The sequence below is a fragment of the Paenibacillus sp. V4I5 genome, from assembly GCF_030817255.1.
Taxonomy (GTDB): Bacteria; Bacillota; Bacilli; order Paenibacillales; family NBRC-103111; genus Paenibacillus_E.
Genome location: NZ_JAUSZB010000002.1, coordinates 7,053,540 through 7,072,040 on the forward strand (window position 1 = coordinate 7,053,540; position 18,501 = coordinate 7,072,040).

9 protein-coding genes and 2 pseudogenes are annotated in these 18,501 nt (G+C 44.8%); 9 read left to right on the top strand and 2 right to left on the bottom strand.

Going from position 1 to position 18,501, the window contains the following annotated elements:
- The first annotated feature begins 170 nt into the window (after positions 1–170).
- The gene (locus tag QFZ78_RS33970) at positions 171–953 is read left to right on the top strand and encodes a squalene/phytoene synthase family protein (RefSeq protein WP_373461155.1); all 783 of its coding nucleotides are present in this window, start codon (positions 171–173) and stop codon (positions 951–953) included.
- A gap of 233 nt (positions 954–1,186) precedes the next feature.
- Here the strand turns inward: QFZ78_RS33970 and QFZ78_RS33975 are convergent.
- Positions 1,187–1,406, bottom strand: a pseudogene (locus tag QFZ78_RS33975) (winged helix-turn-helix transcriptional regulator); the annotation flags it as partial.
- A gap of 861 nt (positions 1,407–2,267) precedes the next feature.
- Here QFZ78_RS33975 and QFZ78_RS33980 point away from each other — a divergent pair.
- The 8 genes and pseudogenes from QFZ78_RS33980 to QFZ78_RS34015 form a co-directional block, all read left to right on the top strand.
- Positions 2,268–3,055: pseudogene (locus QFZ78_RS33980) on the top strand (bifunctional transcriptional activator/DNA repair enzyme AdaA); the annotation flags it as partial.
- 446 nt (positions 3,056–3,501) lie between these two features.
- On the top strand, positions 3,502–5,763 hold the full coding sequence (locus tag QFZ78_RS33985; protein ID WP_307553877.1) for an AraC family transcriptional regulator: 2,262 nt from the start codon (positions 3,502–3,504) through the stop codon (positions 5,761–5,763).
- 213 nt (positions 5,764–5,976) lie between these two features.
- Positions 5,977–7,494 (top strand): DUF3502 domain-containing protein, encoded by a 1,518-nt coding sequence (locus QFZ78_RS33990; protein ID WP_307553879.1) that lies wholly within the window; start codon positions 5,977–5,979, stop codon positions 7,492–7,494.
- A gap of 196 nt (positions 7,495–7,690) precedes the next feature.
- Positions 7,691–8,611, top strand: coding sequence for an ABC transporter permease (locus tag QFZ78_RS33995; protein ID WP_307553881.1), 921 nt, complete (start codon positions 7,691–7,693; stop codon positions 8,609–8,611).
- Positions 8,612–8,625: 14 nt separating this feature from the next.
- Positions 8,626–9,501 carry a carbohydrate ABC transporter permease gene (locus QFZ78_RS34000; RefSeq protein WP_307553882.1) on the top strand — a complete coding sequence of 292 codons (876 nt, stop codon included), beginning with the start codon at positions 8,626–8,628 and terminating at the stop codon, positions 9,499–9,501.
- A 38-nt stretch (positions 9,502–9,539) separates the two neighbouring features.
- Complete coding sequence (locus tag QFZ78_RS34005) at positions 9,540–11,243, top strand: hypothetical protein (protein WP_307553884.1); 1,704 nt, start codon at positions 9,540–9,542, stop codon at positions 11,241–11,243.
- A 49-nt stretch (positions 11,244–11,292) separates the two neighbouring features.
- Positions 11,293–12,516, top strand: a complete 1,224-nt coding sequence (locus QFZ78_RS34010; RefSeq protein WP_307553886.1) for a glycoside hydrolase family 130 protein — start codon at positions 11,293–11,295, stop codon at positions 12,514–12,516.
- 233 nt (positions 12,517–12,749) lie between these two features.
- Positions 12,750–16,697 (top strand): discoidin domain-containing protein, encoded by a 3,948-nt coding sequence (locus QFZ78_RS34015; protein ID WP_307553888.1) that lies wholly within the window; start codon positions 12,750–12,752, stop codon positions 16,695–16,697.
- Positions 16,698–16,865: 168 nt separating this feature from the next.
- Here QFZ78_RS34015 and QFZ78_RS34020 read toward each other — a convergent pair whose 3' ends face one another.
- Positions 16,866–18,500: a type 2 periplasmic-binding domain-containing protein gene (locus QFZ78_RS34020; protein WP_307553890.1), complete on the bottom strand. Its 1,635-nt coding sequence runs from the start codon at positions 18,498–18,500 to the stop codon at positions 16,866–16,868.
- Position 18,501: the final 1 nt, after the last annotated feature.

Consider the following 18,501-nt stretch of genomic DNA (forward strand, 5'->3'; position numbering starts at 1 on the left):
GTGGGTCTCTTTGTGCTATTGGACTAAAAGGCAGTTTAGAAGAGTAATGGTTATAGTATTTGGCTTGACAATATCAACGTATGTTATCATGATATTAAGCATGAATAATTTATAAGCAAAGCTAATCATTGGAGGTAGTATCCATTAATAACGTCGTCCTGAATAATGCAATGACCATGTTGAAGAAAACAAGCCGTACTTTTTATATTCCGATAAGTTACTTGGATTTAGGATTGAGGGAGGCTGTAACATCTGCCTATCTGTGTATGCGAGCTATAGATGAAATCGAGGATCATGAAGAACTCACAGACCAATTGAAAGTGGAATTATTACTCGGGATATACGAGGCATTCCAATCCCCATATATTATCGAAGCAACACAAAAATTACTCTCACCGTATGGGGCCGTATTACCGGCAGTTACAATGCAACTCGATGAGTGGGCGCTTCTTTGTCCATCTTCCGCAGCTCCAATCGTATATCATTACATCGCAAAGATGTCGTTACAAATGGCCGAATGGGTTCAGAACGGGTGGAACATTCATACGGAAGAGGATTTGGACCGCTATACTTATAGCGTGGCTGGTATGGTTGGAGAAATGCTATCAGAACTATGGTTGTGGCATGACGGGACGCAATCCGATCTAACGAAGGCGATTGCCTTCGGAAGAGGACTTCAGTCAGTAAATATCCTCCGAAACAGAGCGGAGGATCTTAAACGTGGCGTTGACTTCTTTCCTGACGGTTGGGGATTCAAGGAGATGCAACAGTACACACGTCGCAATTTACAACTCGCCGACTCATATGTCGCTGATCTGAAGGAAGGTCCAGCGTTGAATTTTTGTAAGATACCATTAGCGCTAGCTCATGCTACGGTAAACCTCATCGCTGTTGGTGGAAACAAATTAACGAGAGATGCGGTTCTAAAAATTGTGAGTCGTGTGACTGGATAACATGATTGTCCATATGTAGACCGCGTACAAAGGTTGGGCAACAAACGCTTCCAGTTTGTTCAAAATGGAATCAAATAGGTGGTCCGACTTGGGTAGGTAGGCGGCAGAAATGCTTCAAATCCATCTATTTGGAGGACTATCAAGGTAAACTAATGACAATTTTTGAAAAATAGCAAATAACCGCCAGGGTTTGTAGCATCCTGGCGGTTATTTCGGTTTACTGTGCCATACGATTATAATGATTGGACGTCAGAAACGATGGCTGGCGCCGAATTGCCCCATTTACTGGACCCATTTTTCCATTTCCTTCAAAGCTGATTGAAAATCTTTACCTTTCTCCGTCAGCGAGTATTCAACGGAAATGGGTACGGTTGGGAAGACTTCGCGGAGGACAAGACCGTTATTCTCCAGGTGGCGGAGTGTATCCGTGAGGGATTAGGTCTTGACGATTGATATCTTCCTGGTTGCGGCTCCTTTGTTTGTACGCCCTGATGGTAAATCCAAAACCACCATTATCTTCTGGATTGGACTCAACGATATACATAAGGCTTACCAATTCATGAAAGACCGTACAAGTGAACTTGTCACCGATATATAGAATGGCCATTGGTTAAATTTTAAAGATCCAGATGGTAAACATGTTAGTGATTTGTAAGTGTTAGGGTCAGTAGAATCGTTGCACTAACGGAAACAAGAGCTCAAGACTGTAGTTATGGGTGTATACCGTACTTACCAATCCCGTCTGATTTACAAGGTTTGGATTTACTATCAACATGGTTCGAGCAAATAACAGAAGCAGCAATGTTACTTTCCAAATTCTGACTTCGTAATAATCAATGATATTGATTCTTTTAATTCGTGTGGATAGAGATACAAAAGATTGGTGAACAAGTTTTATTTAGTCACTTAATATCAGAAAAGAAAGCAGAGCAAGGGGCATTATTGCTTAAACCATTAAGTGAATTTGTAAGCTTGAGTGGTCGCCGTGTCGCCCTTCCACGTAAGAACAATCCTGTCTTTGCAGAGACGGTTTGTGGATCTCTGCGGTCGGCATCTTCGTCGCTAATTGATCTGCCACAACAACATTGACAGTAGGAACGGCCACAATTGTGGCGATAGCAGAAGGGTTGTACGAATCCAACGCTTGTCAGTCCATTTTTTAAACATCATTATCTTCCTCTCTTTAACATATGATTTGGATTACGTACTTTAAGAGCGTAAACGAAGGTAAACTTAATGTTATAAAATTATGAAGGTCGATTGAATGGAGGGCTTGACGAAAATAAAAAACACCGCTTCGAAATTGATGCCTGAGTTGAAGCCGTTGAGAAAAACCCAGAAAAGCGATGGAAAGAGCAAGACTTTAAAGATCTCTCTGTTGATGAATCAACGGCACGCCGTCAATTCAAAAAGCGATTCGGGATGACTTTTGTTGAATATGCACGGGCCCGTCGTATGGGACTGGCCTTGAAAAGCATTAGATCAGGTGAAACTATCATTTATACACAATTAGCATCCGGTTATGATTCCAGCAGCGGCTTAGAGACGCTTTCTCGCGCATCATGGGTGCATCGCCTACTAGGTTAGAAGATAGCCTGGTACTTAAAGCAGCTTGGCTGGATACTCGGCTTGGTCCCATGATTTGCATCGGGGATGAGAGTATGCTCTATCTTTTAGAATTTGTTGATCGCCGAGGCCTAGAGCTTGAAGTAGAACGGCTTAGAAAAAGAACTAAATCAGCAATTATCCCTGGTCTAACAGAGCCAATTCGGTCGATTGAAAGGGAACTTACTCATTATTTCGACGGTACACTAACCGAGTTTAAAACCCCTCACTTTTTAATGGGATCGACTTTTCAGAAAAGCGTCTGGGAGCAATTAATAAAAATACCGTCAGGGGAAACTCGTTCCTATTCTGACATTGCCATTTCACTCGGTAAACCAACCGCTTATCGGGCTGTAGCTCAGGCTAATGGCACAAATCAACTGGCTATTGTGATTCCCTGTCACCGTGTTATTAACTCGAATGGTGAGTTGGGCGGTTATGGCGGCGGACTAACACGTAAAAAGTGGTTGTTATCTCATGAAAAATATGGCGGATAGACATATGAATCTCAACTCGAGCAAGCCCGGCATCTTCATGAGTTACAAATAGAGAGCCGTTAATACTCATCAATGTTTGGGATGAGCAATTGGTTTTGCTCCGGGTTTGCAATCCCCGATTCCCGTCAATGTTATGGTATCGTCTGAAACACCCACACCTCACAAAGGAAGGCCTTCACTCGTAAAAGTGGAGGCTTTTTTTATTGCTAAATTAATTAGGAAAGAGAGGATGAACAAATGTCATGAATTTGATGGAATTAACAGTTAATCATCGAATGAGACTACTATGGTGAGAAAATGAGGGGGATTTGGTGTGGACTGATTTAAACGAAGATGACTCTGCTCATGTAATAAAATTCGGACTTCTTTGATAAGATTCATACTGGACAAAGCAGGTAATCTGTCATATTGTTTTCGTGGGATATATTGAGAAAGAAGGGTATGCCATGTGGAGCCGGTTAAAGCCGAAGAAGATGTATTTAAACATATTTATGTATTCATGCATTGCAGTGAGCTTACTTACCCTAGTGTTCACCGTGTTCCTGAGCCAGCAGTTCGCTAAAAGCGCAATGGATGAAATGGACAAGTCCAACCAGGTGAAAATTAATCAAATCGTTAAAACCTCGGAATTTACCCTGCAAAAAATACGCCAGTTTGCGCTAAGAATCTATTCGGATCAAAGTATTGCGCTCTGGATGAACATGGAAAAGGACCAGTACTCCCCATTGACATTGGATAAAGCAGCGACAAGTGTAAGGGAATTTATGAGCAGTGAGCCTTTCATTCGAGGCATTTATTTAATTAACTTTCATATTGATCAAATCTACACTTCTGAATCGAGCATCTATACGACAAAGAATTTTTATGACCAAACGATGTTGGACTACATTAAGAATCAAAAAACGCCGTATCTGCAGTATGTTAACCATGAGGTGGGAGGAGAATCGTTTCTTGCACTTGTCGTACCAGCAGCCGGACCTAATCAGAACTATCAGGGATTTGTTGCAATTCTGTTCAGTAAACCATTGTTGAATGAGAACATGCTGCAGATTTCAGCAGATGATCCCAATAAAATTTATATTGAAGGCAAAAATAAAGAGTTCATCCTGGGGAATACGGACCCTGCGTTAACCAAAGCGCTAATGGAAGTAGATAAAACGGCGGCAGACCAGGGATGGAAATGGAAGACTGGCAATGAAACCTGGTCCATTCAGTCGGAACGGTTCCCTGTAGAAGGATGGAATATATATCACATGTCGCCGATCTCCTTATGGCAAGATAAGGTTGCTAAGATTCGTATCCAAATTATTGGTTCTTCGATCTTTATGCTGTTAGCCTTGCTGTTATATTTGTTTTGGCAATCATACCGCAGCTTAAAGCCTCTTAGTGACTTGGCAGCTCAAATACGAAGCAAACTAGGTAAGGAACATGCTATCCTACAAGCATCAAATGCCGGCAATGAAATGGCATGGATTCATTCCGGTTTCCATTCGCTTGTTGCGAAGATCGAACAATTGGATTCATCGATCAAGAGCAGCAAAGCTTTGGTGAAGGATGATTTCTTGCGTCAATGGATTCTTAATTCGAAGTCATCCAAACCAATTGAAGAGTTTATTAGGAACCAAACGCAAATTCTCCAAACGGAATGGTTTCGCATGGCGGTCATTCGTCTGGAATCGTACGGACGCTTCGAAGAACAGTTTGACTTTGCTTCGCGCAAATTATTGCGCTTTGCATTAGGGAATATTATGGCAGAAGTTCTTTCGAATCACGGGTTTGTTGCGGAAACAGTCGATTTCGGCTCTGATCACATTGTGGCGCTCATTTCTTTGTCTACTTCAGAGGAAGAAATGGCACTAGCAATAGGAGCGATGGATGATGTAAAGGTTCAGATCAGTCGATGGCTTAAGCTGGAAGTGCATGCAGCTATCAGTTCCGTGCTTGATGTTGAGGAGAATCTGCAGATTATCTATAACCAGCTTTACGAACTGACGTTAATGGGATTCATTAATCATGAGGATAGGGTGTTTACTTCTGATGATCTGGAGCGATATGAACGAGGCAAAGACAGTGATCTCGATGAAGCATTGCTGAAACAGGTTATTCAATCTGTTCAGCTTAAGAATGATAAAGCACTTGAAGGTTATTTGGATCACCTCACCGTGCATATGCAGGAACTAAGTTATCAGGAATGCAAACTGCAGTTGACTCACATCATTTATTCAATCATGAAAAGCTTCAAAAACTATAAAACGTTTCAAGGGATGAAGAGTATCCATTCTTTTCTGGAACAATTTGCCACCTTAGGTGAAGTGAAATCGTGGCTGTACCAGGTGATGCTACAAACCATAGAACAGAACCGCAAGAAGAATGCTTTGAGCCGAAAGGATGAGGTTGCTGCGGAGATGATTGAATATGTACGTAATCATCTTCACAATCCGATGCTTTCCGTCGATGACATTGCCGCACATGTCTCCATGTCTGTGAACTATGCCAGACAAATATTCAAGGATCATTTTAATTGCTCACTATCCGATTATATTACAGACCAACGGATTGAGCATGTCATCAAGCTGCTTACAACGACCGATTGGACCGTTGCTGATATAACGGAACAGTCCGGATTTCAAACCAAGAGTACCTTCTTTGCGGCATTCAAGCGAGCAACCGGGATGACGCCGAACCAATACCGTTTGGGAAAAACATGATTTAGTGCATTGAAATTCGTACTCTGATTGTTGGGAAATTGATACTCCGCCCTTTATAACATTTCATACCGATTGATAGATACCGGACTGTACGGAAGCTGAGCAATCCGAGTATGATCTAGTACGAACCGAGCACACCGGATACACGAAACCAAAATGCGAACCATGGTTATGTCATTGCTCGGTTGATCATAAAACAGGAGGGGTTAAACAGTGAAGTCAAGAAGTAAAGGTATCTTATTAATGGTGACATCGCTAATACTGGCAGGAACATTGGCCGCCTGCGGTTCGAAGGAGGCGGCAACTTCCGAAACCACCAAACCGGCAGCTTCCACGGTGGCCAAATTAGATCCGGTTAAACTGAAAATCATGTTCCCGGGAGATCCGCCGGCCAATTGGAGTGAAGTGAAGGGAGAGATGGAGAATCGTCTTGCCGGTTCGCTTAATGTGAAGCTGAACGTGGTGTTTATTCCATGGGCGGATGTCCTTCAGAAACGCCAAGTCGCATTATCCTCCGCGGAAGATTACGATCTGATCTGGGATAATAATCCGTATCAAAATATTGCTGCTGGGCTCTACGAACCATTAGACTCAATCATTGATAAGTATGGACCTGAGATTAAAAGCAACCGCTCTGCGCAACTGCTAGAAGCCAACAAAGTGACCGGTAAATTGTACGCAGTACCGCTTGAAGTGAATTTCATTCGTCCGTGGACGTTTGTTATACGCAAGGACATCCGAGAGAAGCTAGGCATTGCTCCGATCAAGAGCTACGACGATCTGGTCAAATTTATGTATGCTGTGAAAGAGAAGGCTCCGGAGATCACCCCGTACATTCCGAACGGCACCGAACATACTGGTTTGAAGATGGCAAGTATGCTGGATCCGAAAGCCAATCTTGCCGCTATATCGAATTATCCTGGACTGTACACCAAAGGCAATGATGGAAAGGCCTATAATATCTTTGATAACATGGATCCTATGATCATGAAAAATTTCGAACAAAATTACAAGATCTACCAGGATGGGATTCTTGCCAAAGATGCCCTCATTCTTAAAAATGCGGAATTTGCTAAAGGAAAAGCAGCTGTAGCAACCTTCAATGATTTCGGTGTAGCTCTTAGCACCCGAACTTCTCTGGAAAAGTCAGTTCCGGGAGCCACCGCAGAAGCATTCAGTTTCTATGATCCCAGCATGAAGCTGGCCTCAACGTTCAAAGCAGGAAATTTCATTGCCGTCCCCGTGGTCAGCAAAAACAAAGAACGCGCCATTCAATTCGTCAATTGGTTAAACCAGAAGGATAATTACGACTTGCTTGCCTACGGAATAAAGGGTAAAAACTGGGAAGATTCGGGCGAAGGCCTTTTTAAACCCATCAAAGAAAGCCCTTATGCAGGCATTCCTTTCGCATGGGGTTGGAACTCCAAGCTGGATCGCATCGATGCCAGCTTGCCGGAAGATGTGATCAAGCTGAATAAGTGGCAGCGGGATCCCAATAATTTTACGGCGGATATTCTTGCCGGATTTACTTTCGATCCAAGCCCGGTATCCAATGAAATTGCACAATTGAGCACTGTGGGTAAAGAGTTGTATGATCCGATAGTCATGGGTCTGGTGGAACCGAAAGATGGTTTAGCGAAGTTTAAGGATAAAGCATATGCTAATGTCAAGAAAGTCCAAGTTGAGTATCAAAAACAGCTGGATGCGTACCTGGCCAGTAAAAAGAAGTAAACTGCCCTAAAAGCCGGCGACCTAGATTCTAGGTTCGCCGGCTTTTCATATTGGTAAACTCCGGACTTTCGTTGTGATAGAATTCAAACCTCTATGGGCTGTTACAGTTCAAACTCATTGATAAAAGCAAGACTATACGCCAGCTCCACGAATGGGTAAGATACAAACACATACGAAAGGAAAGGTGAGCATGAACATGAGTATTATACGAGAACTCAGGAAGAACATATGGCTATATGCTATGGCGCTTCCTGTAATTGTGTACGTATTTATATTTTCTTATTTGCCAATGTCTGCACATCTATTGGCCTTTAAGCAGTTTATACCTGCTAAGGGGATCTGGGGAAGTCGATGGGTGGGATTTGACAATCTTACATTTTTTTTCACAGGACCTGATTGGTTGGCGGTTACATTAAATACCGTATTTTTGAATCTTTTATTCATTACGGCAGGCACCGTGAGCTCTTTATTAATTGCCCTGCTGCTGAATGAAATTAGACAAGTTTTTTTCAAGAAGGTAACCCAATCACTTGTGATTTTGCCGCATTTTATTTCCATTATCGTTGTTAATCTGATGGTCTTGAATTTCTTTAACGGGCAGGACGGCATGATTAATCAGCTGCTGAAAGATGCCGGCTTTCAGACGGTCGATTGGTTTCAGACACCATCGGTCTGGCCTATGCTTTTGACCATTATATTCGTATGGAAGGGAGCCGGTTGGGGTTCGATTATATATCTTGCGACGATAACCGGCTTCTCAGAAGAATATTATGAAAGCGCAAGAATTGACGGCGCCAAGCGCTGGCAGCAGATCTGGCACATTACCCTGCCGTTGTTGCGGCCGACCATTATCGTACTGACGCTTCTCGCTTTGGGACAGATCTTCTACGGTGAATTCGGCTTGATTTATGGAATTATTGGAGACAATTCTCTGCTCTACAAGGCTACGGATGTCATTGATACTTATACGTACCGATCCTTGAGGGATTTCTCGAATATGAACAGCTACAGCAATGCTGCGGCAATAGCATTATTCCAGTCGGTCATGGGTTTTATCACCATTCTTTTCTTCAATTGGATTGTCCGCCGAGTTGATAATGACTCCAAGTTATTCTAGAGAGGAGCTTTAGTATGATATTGAAACAACGAGATGCATCCCAATGGACCGTGTCCGCCGTAGCATATGTATTCATAGGTTTTTTTGCCCTTATTTGCCTTATTCCTTTCTGGCTTGTGTATATCGGATCATTCACAGCGGAGCATCAGATTGTTAAAGGCTTTCAAATGTTCCCTACGGAATTTACGCTTGATTCCTATCGTTTCTTATTTAATGGCAGTCAGGTGTACCGAAGCGGCTTTGTTTCCATATTCGTTACTGTGGTTGGTACCATCGGGGCAGTGCTCATGACTTCCATGTTCGCTTATGTTACAGCTCATCTGAAGGTGAAGTATCGGAATTTCCTTTCCTTTTACATTTACTTCACAATGCTTTTTGCGCCTGGTCTAGTAGGCTATTATTTGCTCATCTCCAACTGGCTGAACTTGCGGGACTCGTTATTAGCGCTGATCTTGCCCCAATTGTTCTCCGCATTCAACGCATTCTTAATGACATCCTATTTCCGAACGCTTCCATTTGAATTAAATGAGGCGGCGACCATGGATGGAGCGCATGAGCTGTATATCTTTTTCCGCATCATCTGGCCGATTTCCATGCCTGTGATTGCAACGATCACGCTGTTCTATGCGCTTTCCTATTGGAATGACTGGTTCAATGCACTGATGTTTATTGACGATCCGCATAATCACCCACTGCAGATGATGTTAAGAAGAGTTGTGTCCAATGCGCAGAATTTAGATTATTTAAATACGAATGTAAATATTCCGGTTTCAGCGGCAGGCGTTCAGCTTTCGACGGTATGCATCACGATTGGACCGATCATATTCTTATACCCATTCCTGCAGCGTTATTTCATCAAGGGTATGACGATTGGTGCGGTTAAGGGATAGTCTTAAGTACACACATTTTAATCTGCGGAGGATAACTTATGTCGGCTCTCAGCAATAAGGAGCATCTAATGGCAAGTCTTTCGGAACGGGAAGCTTCATACAATCCCGCGGTGAAACTGCAGTATGGACCGATTACGAAAACGTACCATACAGCTCTTAAAAAGGATTCCTATCCTTTTGTGCACAGCACCTACTTGTCTGTTATATATGCGTTAGATTTGTTGGACAGTTCGCTACCTCATTATTCGGAACGGGCAGCCGAAATATTATCGGTCATTTTGCAATTGCAGGATAAGCGTCAGGATAGTCCTACCTATGGTATTTGGTCCTATTATTATGAGGAGCACTTGGACCAGATGGAAGCTCCGGATTGGAACTATGCCGATTTCATCGGCAAGAAGTTGGTCTTAATGCTGAAGCGCCATGGGGATCGCTTAAGCGAAGTGCTCAGACAAGGATTGTCAGAAGCAATAGGGTATGCCTGCCAAGCCATCGTGAAACGGGATGTCGGCCCTAGCTATACCAATATAGCGGCCATGGGGGCTTTCGTTACACTCGTAGGCGGAGAGGTCACTAGACAAGAGACATTTGTACAATATGGCCGGAATCGACTGCAGCGGCTTTATGATTACACCATGAGTCTTGGCACCTTTGTCGAATTTAATAGTCCCTGCTATACGCCGATTACGATCGAGGAGCTTCACCATATTCATGAGGAGACCAAGGACTCCATTTCCATCAAATTAACAGAGCAGCTGCTTCACGTCGCATGGAAAATGATAGCTGAACGTTACCACCCGCGTACGAAGGAATGGGCGGGGCCTCATAGCCGCTCCTATTCTCCTATGCTAAGTGAGAGCAGCTTTGAGTACGGTTTGCTAAGAGATGCATCTGAGAACAATTCTAACCCTCAAGCAATTCGTTGTCCCGAGGAACTGTTGCCTTATTTCAGCTTGGAAGAAGAACGGGTTCTCCGCTGCCCAGTATTCGACGAAGAGGAGATGGGCTACCAGAGCTATGCCACCACGTACATGCAGGAAGCATATTGTTTAGGTTCTTTTTCAAAGGACATGATGTGGAATCAGCGCCGGAATCTGATTGCATATGTGGATAACCATGGTAAGGCCGCCTATATACAGCTGCGCTTTTTGAAAGATGGCATGGACTTTTCGTCGGCTGTCTTCACGGGAGTACAGGATAAGAGTGATATCGTATTCGGAATCAATATGGCTTTGAATTTCGGGGATTGGCACCCTGTACTGGACCCTGTTAACGGTGTGTTTGAGGCGGAGGACCTTCGGATTCGTATAGAAATTGGAGGTTATATCGAGGGAGTAGATTGTTTCTCCGGCAACACGCTTGATTACGATGCTGCAGTTGTCATCGGGGGTCAAACTTTGCGGGTCAAGCAGTTGTCCATCTTTTCGGACATGGGAGTGCCCCGTATTGCGATCACGAGATCAGAGCAAGAAGGCACCCTAGGCATCGATTACATCATCTATGAAGGACCGAGGAAAGAAGTTAATTTCCATGAATGGAACCAAGCGGCATGGGTGTTTTTATTTACATTATCAGCGCAAGCGGAAGAACTGCAAGCGGGCAGCGAATATAACGATGGTTCACTATACGCCTGGTGCGAGAAGCAAGGACGGAAGATGGGCATCACCATCCCTGTGAAACCGGAACGAATTGAGCAGCTATTCCGAAATAATGAAGTCTCTTTTATGACAGAGGATGTGTAGAAATGACTTATGTGAGCAAGCAGGTCCCAAAAACAGGAGGAACATCTTCATGAAGCCGCATTTCCGATATTCCCTGCAGCCGGTGCTCGAACCGGTTCCTGGTTGTGAGTGGGCAAGCAAAATGGTGCTAAACCCAGCTATTGTAAAAGATCTGGCTTCTGATAAGCTGCATATGCTCTTTCGGGCTACGGGTCCATGGTCTCAAAAGCGCAAGGAAGGTAAGCACGACCCATATCCGATCTTTCTGGGGTACGCAGTAAGCAGCGACCTAGGCAAGACGTGGGATGCCGACTTTTCCAGGCCAGCACTTGCTCCTGCTCTGAATGAGGGGTTCGAAGACATCTACATTACAGATATACACGGTAATCGGGTGCGTGATTATTCCAACGGCTGCATCGAGGATCCGCGCATATTTCCAGTGGAAGGGGAGCTGTATCTTTCCGTGGCATGCCGGATGTTTCCGCCGGGTCCGTATTGGCTCATTGATCAGGAGCCTTCGGTTGATACACGCAACGACTATGTGCCGGAGTGGGTGAAAGAAGGTGATGATGCATTCAGCGTTGCAGCGCGCACCAACAATACCGTAACCGTCTTGTATAAGCTGGATTTGGATAGGCTGAAAGCAAGCCGCTATGAAGAAGCTTTTATCTATGTATGCCCATTGACGGAAGGTCATGTAAGCGATAATCGCGATGTCTTCCTGTTCCCCGATAAGATGCGAATTGATGGGAAAATGCAATATGTGATGCTTCACCGTCCGATGAAACCTGCATTATTCCCGCAAGGATCTCAAGTAAAGAAACCGTCGATCTACCTCGCTGCAGCGGAGAATTTGGAGGACTTCGCAACGGACCGGGTAACCCACCGACTGCTGGCAACCAGCCAATTCCACTGGGAGAACAACCGGATCGGAGCAAGCTGGGCGCCGCTCAAGATTTCAGCTAACGAATGGCTCGTTTCTTATCATGGTAAGAAGGATATCCACTTTGGGTATACACAATCCTTCCTGATTGTACGCGAGCAGGATAACGACTTCCCGGTTGTGACGCATCGATGCTCTGAGCGTTTAATGTACGCCGGGCAGGCTTGGGAAATGCCGAGCGATTATCCTACGCCATGTTTGTTTACAACAGGTGGAATTATTGCAGGAGATGATCTGATTATGTCTTATGGCGCTGCAGATCAAAAGGTGGGTATTTCTTGGGTGAATTTCGCTGAGCTGGTTGCGTATGTTAAGCAATTTGACGCTAAAGGCCGGAAGATGGAGGAGTAATACAGACGAGTAAAGTATTGAATTGGCGCAAGAAATCGAGGGTATCGATGATGCGCCGATTTAACCCCATATTATGGAAGCGCTTATATATCTAGGTAGAATGAGAGGGGGTGGTCGATATACAGCATCAAAATCAATGTTTCATGAAGAGGACTAAACAGATGCATTCGAAGTAAGTTTTTCTCGTTTGTAAGCGTATTCTTAAAAACTTGTAGGAAGAAAGAGGAGATTAAATGATGGGAATATGGCGTAAATGGCGTAAATGGTATCCGACCCGTGTTTTGACAGTATTTCTAGCACTCATCATGGCAGCAACGTTTATCCCTGCCGGAGGTGTTCATGGGTCAGGAACTCTGCTTAAAACCGGCAATTATAGCTACAGCGTCGCACCGAATGGGGGCAGTTCTCCGGATAAGGGAGTAACCGGATTGATATCCTCGGCCAATGGCGTGCTGCTTGACGGATCAACCACAACGTATGCCGGATTCATGGGGAGCGGCACGGGTACCCCAGGGAGCGTACAGGTCGTATTTGACCTGTTGAAGGATTACCCGTTGGACAGTATAAACGTCGTGCTGAACTCACCCAATTCGTTTTGGGGATTTAATGAGTTTACGGTAAAATACCGCCCGGAGTCTGCGGAATATTACTATATTGCTGACAAACACACCAGAACACCAGGAATAACCTCAACGAGCCCAAGCTCAGATTGGAACTATTCGGTCAACATACCGATGTCGAACAAAACGGCCAGATTTATTATCATCGATATTAAGCGTCCTCATGCCTTTCAGCATATCCCCCTCACCGAAGTTCAAATTTATAAAGGGACCGGACAGGAAGGCGTGAATCCCGGACCTGCGCTTACTGCGGAGCAAATGGTTCTCGAACTGAACAAAGACAGCATAATGGCAGATAATTTGCTGAAAACCGGCAATTATTACTTTAGTGTTGCCCCGAATGGAGGCAATAGTCCAGACAAAGGAGCAACCGGGCTCATATCCTCAACCAATGGCGTGCTGCTTGATGGATTAACGACAACGTATGCAGGATGGACGGGGAGCGCGACTGCCCCAGGAACTATACAAGTGGTATTTGACCTGCTGAAGGACTATCCGCTGGACCGTATAAACGTCGTCCTGAATTCACCCAATTCGGCTTGGGGATTTAAAGAGTTTACGGTAAAATACCGCCCTGAGGCTGTAACGGATTATTATTATATTGCTGCCAAACACATCAGAACACCTGGAATAGTCTCGACAAGCCCAAGTTCAACCTGGAACTATTCGGTCAACGTACCGATGTCGAACAAGACGGCTAGATTTATTGTCATCGATATTAAGCGTCCTCATGCCTTTCAGCATATCCCCCTCACCGAAGTTCAAATTTATAAAGGGATCGGACAGGAAGGCGTGAATCCCGGACCTGTGCTTACTGCGGGGCAAATGGCTCTCGAACTGAAAAAAGACGGCTTAATGGCAGACAAGTACGGGCAGTGGGTTTATGAAACCTGGCCTGGAAAGGTAACATCCGACGAGCAGCTGCAGCAGGAATATACGAATGAGGCGAATGCACTGTCAAATGTTTCACTTGATCTTGCAAAATTCGATCCGTACGGCGGGATTAAAAGTGGAGGAAGTTATACAAGCAGCGGTTATTTCAGACTTCAACAAATCGATAACAAATGGTGGTTTGTTACCCCGGACGGGTATAAATTTATTCTAAAAGGTGTGGATGCTACAAGTATTTGGGAGTGGGGATACGGGACGCCGCTTAAAAAAGCTGACGGTACTCCGAGAGGGGTGTTTGAGGAACTTCCCGATCCGGTCGCTTATGCTCCTGCTTATGTAAACGATTCTAATGGCGAAAGAGTAAGCTTCGTTATCGCCAATATTATGAAAAAATACGGCAGCAACTATGAGTCGAAATGGGAGGATATCACAAAGAAACGTTTGATAGATTGGGGCTTTAACGCCTTCAGCAAGTGGACCAGACCCAAAAATATAACTTTTCCGTACATTAATGTCCTGCAAGACCCCGGCGGCTTAAAAAGGATTCAATGGACTTACGATGTTTTTGACCCGCAGAGTGAAGCCATTATAGAAACGGCATTGACCCCTCAGCTTGATAAAGCGAAGAATGACCCGTGGCTAATCGGTTATACTTACGATAATGAGGCCGGATGGACAACCGATATTGTAAAAGATGTACTGACATATAATTCGACTTCTGCGGCTAAAAGCTCTTTTGTGGCTTTTCTCGCACCAAGGTACAACAATGATATTACTGCCGTCAACCAGCTTTTGGGTACGAGCGCGGTATCGTTTGACGAGTTAAAGAATATTTCGATCAATATAACCAAGGTGCCTGCTGCGGATGTATCGGAATATATCAAGCTGGCATCCAGAACTTATTTCTCAACGATCAAAAATATAATCAAAAGACATGATACAAACCATCTGTTCCTAGGTTCGTCTGTAGTTCCCACTTGGAGGACCAGTCTGGAATGGGATTCGGCGGCAATGGAGTTTGTAGATGCATTTTCAGTGGACAATTACACGAGCGATCCAAGTTGGATTTCCAGATATGAAGCTTTCGGAAAACCGCTATTGAATCTGGAATATACATTTAGTACTACAGCGCGGGGGTTGTCACCCGTAAATGGGGGTACAACTGTAGCAAGTATAGCGGATAGAGGCATGGCTTACAAATCTTTCGTGGAAAGCGAAACATCACATCCGTTATATATTGGCTCAGGCTGGTTTTCGTACTTCGATCAAGCGGTTACATGGCGTAAAGACGGCGAGAATTTCAATATTGGCTTAGTAAACCAACAGGATCAGCCCTATACGGATATGGTAAATATCATGAAGATCGTCAATGCCGGCTTGGAGAATGTGCATACTTACGGAGTGAACCTCGCATTGGACAGACCGGTTACGGCCAGTTCATCCAAAACGGCTGCTTTAGTTGCCGGTAACGCATTCGATGGGAAGACAACTACAAGGTGGGGATCGAATTATACCGACAATGAGTGGATATATACGGACCTCGGTACAACGAAGAATGTGAGCAGGGTTAGACTAAACTGGGAGACAGCATACGGTAAAGAATACAAGATACAAGTGTCCGACAATGCTGTTGACTGGACTGACGTCTACAATACCCAAATAGGTAATGGAGGAATAGACGATATCTCTTTCTCGACAACCAGCGCAAGGTATGTAAGGATGCTGGGTTTACAAAGAGGTACCGTTTACGGATATTCACTATGGGAATTTGAGGTATATGCGCAGCCTGGAGCTGCGCAGGATGATATTCCGCCGATTACGACCGATGATGTGCCTTCAGACTGGAAGAATACGGATGTAACGGTAACGCTTGCCGCTACTGACGATCAATCCGGTGTCGAAATCACGAAATACCGGAATAATGACGGGCAGTGGCAACCGTATTCGAGTCCGATTACCGTTTCCGCTGAGGGTAATACCGTTCTGGCGTATATGAGCGTCGATAAGGCCGGAAACGCTGAATCCCCGAAGAGCCTGTCTATCAACATAGATAAGACGGCTCCGGTCACTACAGCCGAATTACCTTCGGCCAATGCCAACGGATGGTATCATTCGGATGTAAAGTTGACCTTAAATGCGTCGGATCCATTATCCGGTATCGATAAAGTTCAATATCGGATCAATGGCGGCCAATGGCAAACCTATGATGGCGCCATAGACGTTTCAGCTGAAGGAACGAATACAATAGAGTATCAAAGCAAGGACAAGGCAGGAAACACGGAAGAGCTAAAGAGTGAAGTCGTGAAAGTAGATAAAACAGCACCGGAAATGCAAATGAATCAGGATAAAAACGAGCTGTGGCCGGCTGATCATAAAATGGTGACCGTAACGGCCGACACTTACGGCGCAATAGATCCAATTTCCGGCATTCAGTCTATTGTTTTAAAATCCATCACCTCTAACGAACCAGATGATGGTCTTGGAGACGGAGACACCTCGCAAGATATTCAAAATGCGGACTTTGACACACTGGATTATATGTTTGATTTGAGGGCTGAGCGATCCGGAAGCGGAGGAGGACGGGTATACACCATTACTTACGTCGCTACGGATTATGCAGGTAACGTGAAAACAGTAACATTGACGGTAACCGTTCCGAAGAACCAATGACAAGGATGATCTGATAAACAATGGCTCTCGCACTAATTGTGGGGGCCATTTATCGTTATATTTTTACAATAATGGAGCTGAACTCGGAAACATATTGGGGCACCTCTGCGGGAACGAATGTGCAGGGTGCCCCGATTGTTCTTAATCTCTCTTCCAGATCAGCTTCCTCTAACGGGTACCGCTGGAATATCTTTCGTACGCAGCTTTATAGACGGACAAGTATTGGTCTAAGCCCATTTTTTGAACAGTCGCCACATATTTATCCCAGTCGTCGAAGGAAGCCGTTCCGTTGATAAGGTTAGCCTCGGTCTCGGTGATGAACTTCTGAATGTCGGCACCCTTGGAGCTCATAAATGCTGTTTCCTCTTCCGTGAAGTTAAAGCTGTACCACATTTCTTTAACGAGATTCTTGGACGCTTTCATACCTGCATCGACCGATTCCGGCAGGCTTTCGGAGCCTTTAAAATATTTCTCCTGTACATATCCCGGATAACTGCCTCCAGGCCATGTCGTGAATTTGGCTACCGCCTGATCCAGGGTCAGTCCGTTCGGATTATTCTTCACTTCGTCAGTAAACTCCAGCTTGCCGTCTGGCTTTTGCGTATAGGTGACATCCTTTTGTCCCATAAAGTAGAAGGTAGCTCCTTCATCTCCATAGAAATGATCGATCCAGCGGAGCGTAGCCTCCGGATTTTTGTTTTTATCCGTAATGACGAAGGCCCCAGGCCATGCTATTGGATTTTTCACAGATACAAATAACTGATCCCCGTGAGGACCTTTTAACGCTCCAAGTCCCACAAAGCCCTTCTGATTCATGACCGCTTGGGGATGAGGAACGAATGCCGCTCCCAGCAGACCTTTCTCACCTTTGGCATAAAGCGCCGTATCCTTCAGCGTGAAGATCTCTTTATCAATCAATCCCTCTGAGTACAGCTTGTTCATATACTGCAGCACTTCTTTATACTTCGGATCGGTCCGGTAGAACCTCAGATTGTTGGAAGCCGGATCCACGTCTACGTACGGGTGGGCGACGGCTCCCCTGTTGCCGAAGCCCCAGCCACCGCCGATGTAGCGTTGAATCGTTTGAATACCGAACATACCGCTTAACGGGACCTCGTCCTTCTGACCGTTGCCGTTCATGTCCGAATCTTTTACAGACTTCAAATAGTTGTAAAATTCCTCTGTGGTTTCGGGTTCTTTCATATTAAGCTTATCCAGCCAGTTCTTGTTGATCCACAGCGGCGTACCGATCAGCATAGGCAAAAATTCGGGACTATATATGGAAGGAAAGGAGTAAATGCCGCCGTCCGGCATCGTCAATCCCTTTTTCAGATCAGGATATTTGTCCAAAAGCTTCTTGAAGTTAGGGGCATTCTTCTCAATCAGATCATTCAGCTTAAGAAACACGCCTTGGCTGCCGTACTTCATCAGATCCGCGACAGGCACCCTCGCCGAATAGAAGGCATCCGGATAATCTCCGCTTGCCAGCGCCAGATTCCGTTTCTCAGTAAGACTTCCAAAGGGAACCAGTTGGAACTCCGCGTCAATGTTGGACATCCGGGCATACTCTTTCCAAACCGTCGTATCCTCGAATTTGTTGCCGTTTTGCGGTGATTGGCCGGTAAACAATGTGAGCTTAAATTTCTCTTTGACAATAGGAAAACCGGTGGCATTTACATTCTGCGATGCTTTGTCTTCCGTTTTGGTGGACTTTCCTCTATCTTCCATATTTCCGCAGCCGCTCATCAACCCAAAAGTAAGTACTGCGGACATCGCCAAGGCCGTCGTTTTGGTTGCTTTCATA

Bases quoted from the DNA above. Each gene is read 5' to 3' on its own strand.
- QFZ78_RS33970 (WP_373461155.1), top strand. From the start codon at position 171: ATGACCATGTTGAAGAAAACAAGCCGTACTTTTTATATTCCGATAAGT.
- QFZ78_RS33985 (WP_307553877.1), top strand. From the start codon at position 3,502: ATGTGGAGCCGGTTAAAGCCGAAGAAGATGTATTTAAACATATTTATG.
- QFZ78_RS33995 (WP_307553881.1), top strand. From the start codon at position 7,691: ATGAGTATTATACGAGAACTCAGGAAGAACATATGGCTATATGCTATG.
- QFZ78_RS34000 (WP_307553882.1), top strand. From the start codon at position 8,626: ATGATATTGAAACAACGAGATGCATCCCAATGGACCGTGTCCGCCGTA.
- QFZ78_RS34005 (WP_307553884.1), top strand. From the start codon at position 9,540: ATGTCGGCTCTCAGCAATAAGGAGCATCTAATGGCAAGTCTTTCGGAA.
- QFZ78_RS34010 (WP_307553886.1), top strand. From the start codon at position 11,293: ATGAAGCCGCATTTCCGATATTCCCTGCAGCCGGTGCTCGAACCGGTT.
- QFZ78_RS34015 (WP_307553888.1), top strand. From the start codon at position 12,750: ATGATGGGAATATGGCGTAAATGGCGTAAATGGTATCCGACCCGTGTT.
- QFZ78_RS34020 (WP_307553890.1), bottom strand. From the start codon at position 18,500: ATGAAAGCAACCAAAACGACGGCCTTGGCGATGTCCGCAGTACTTACT.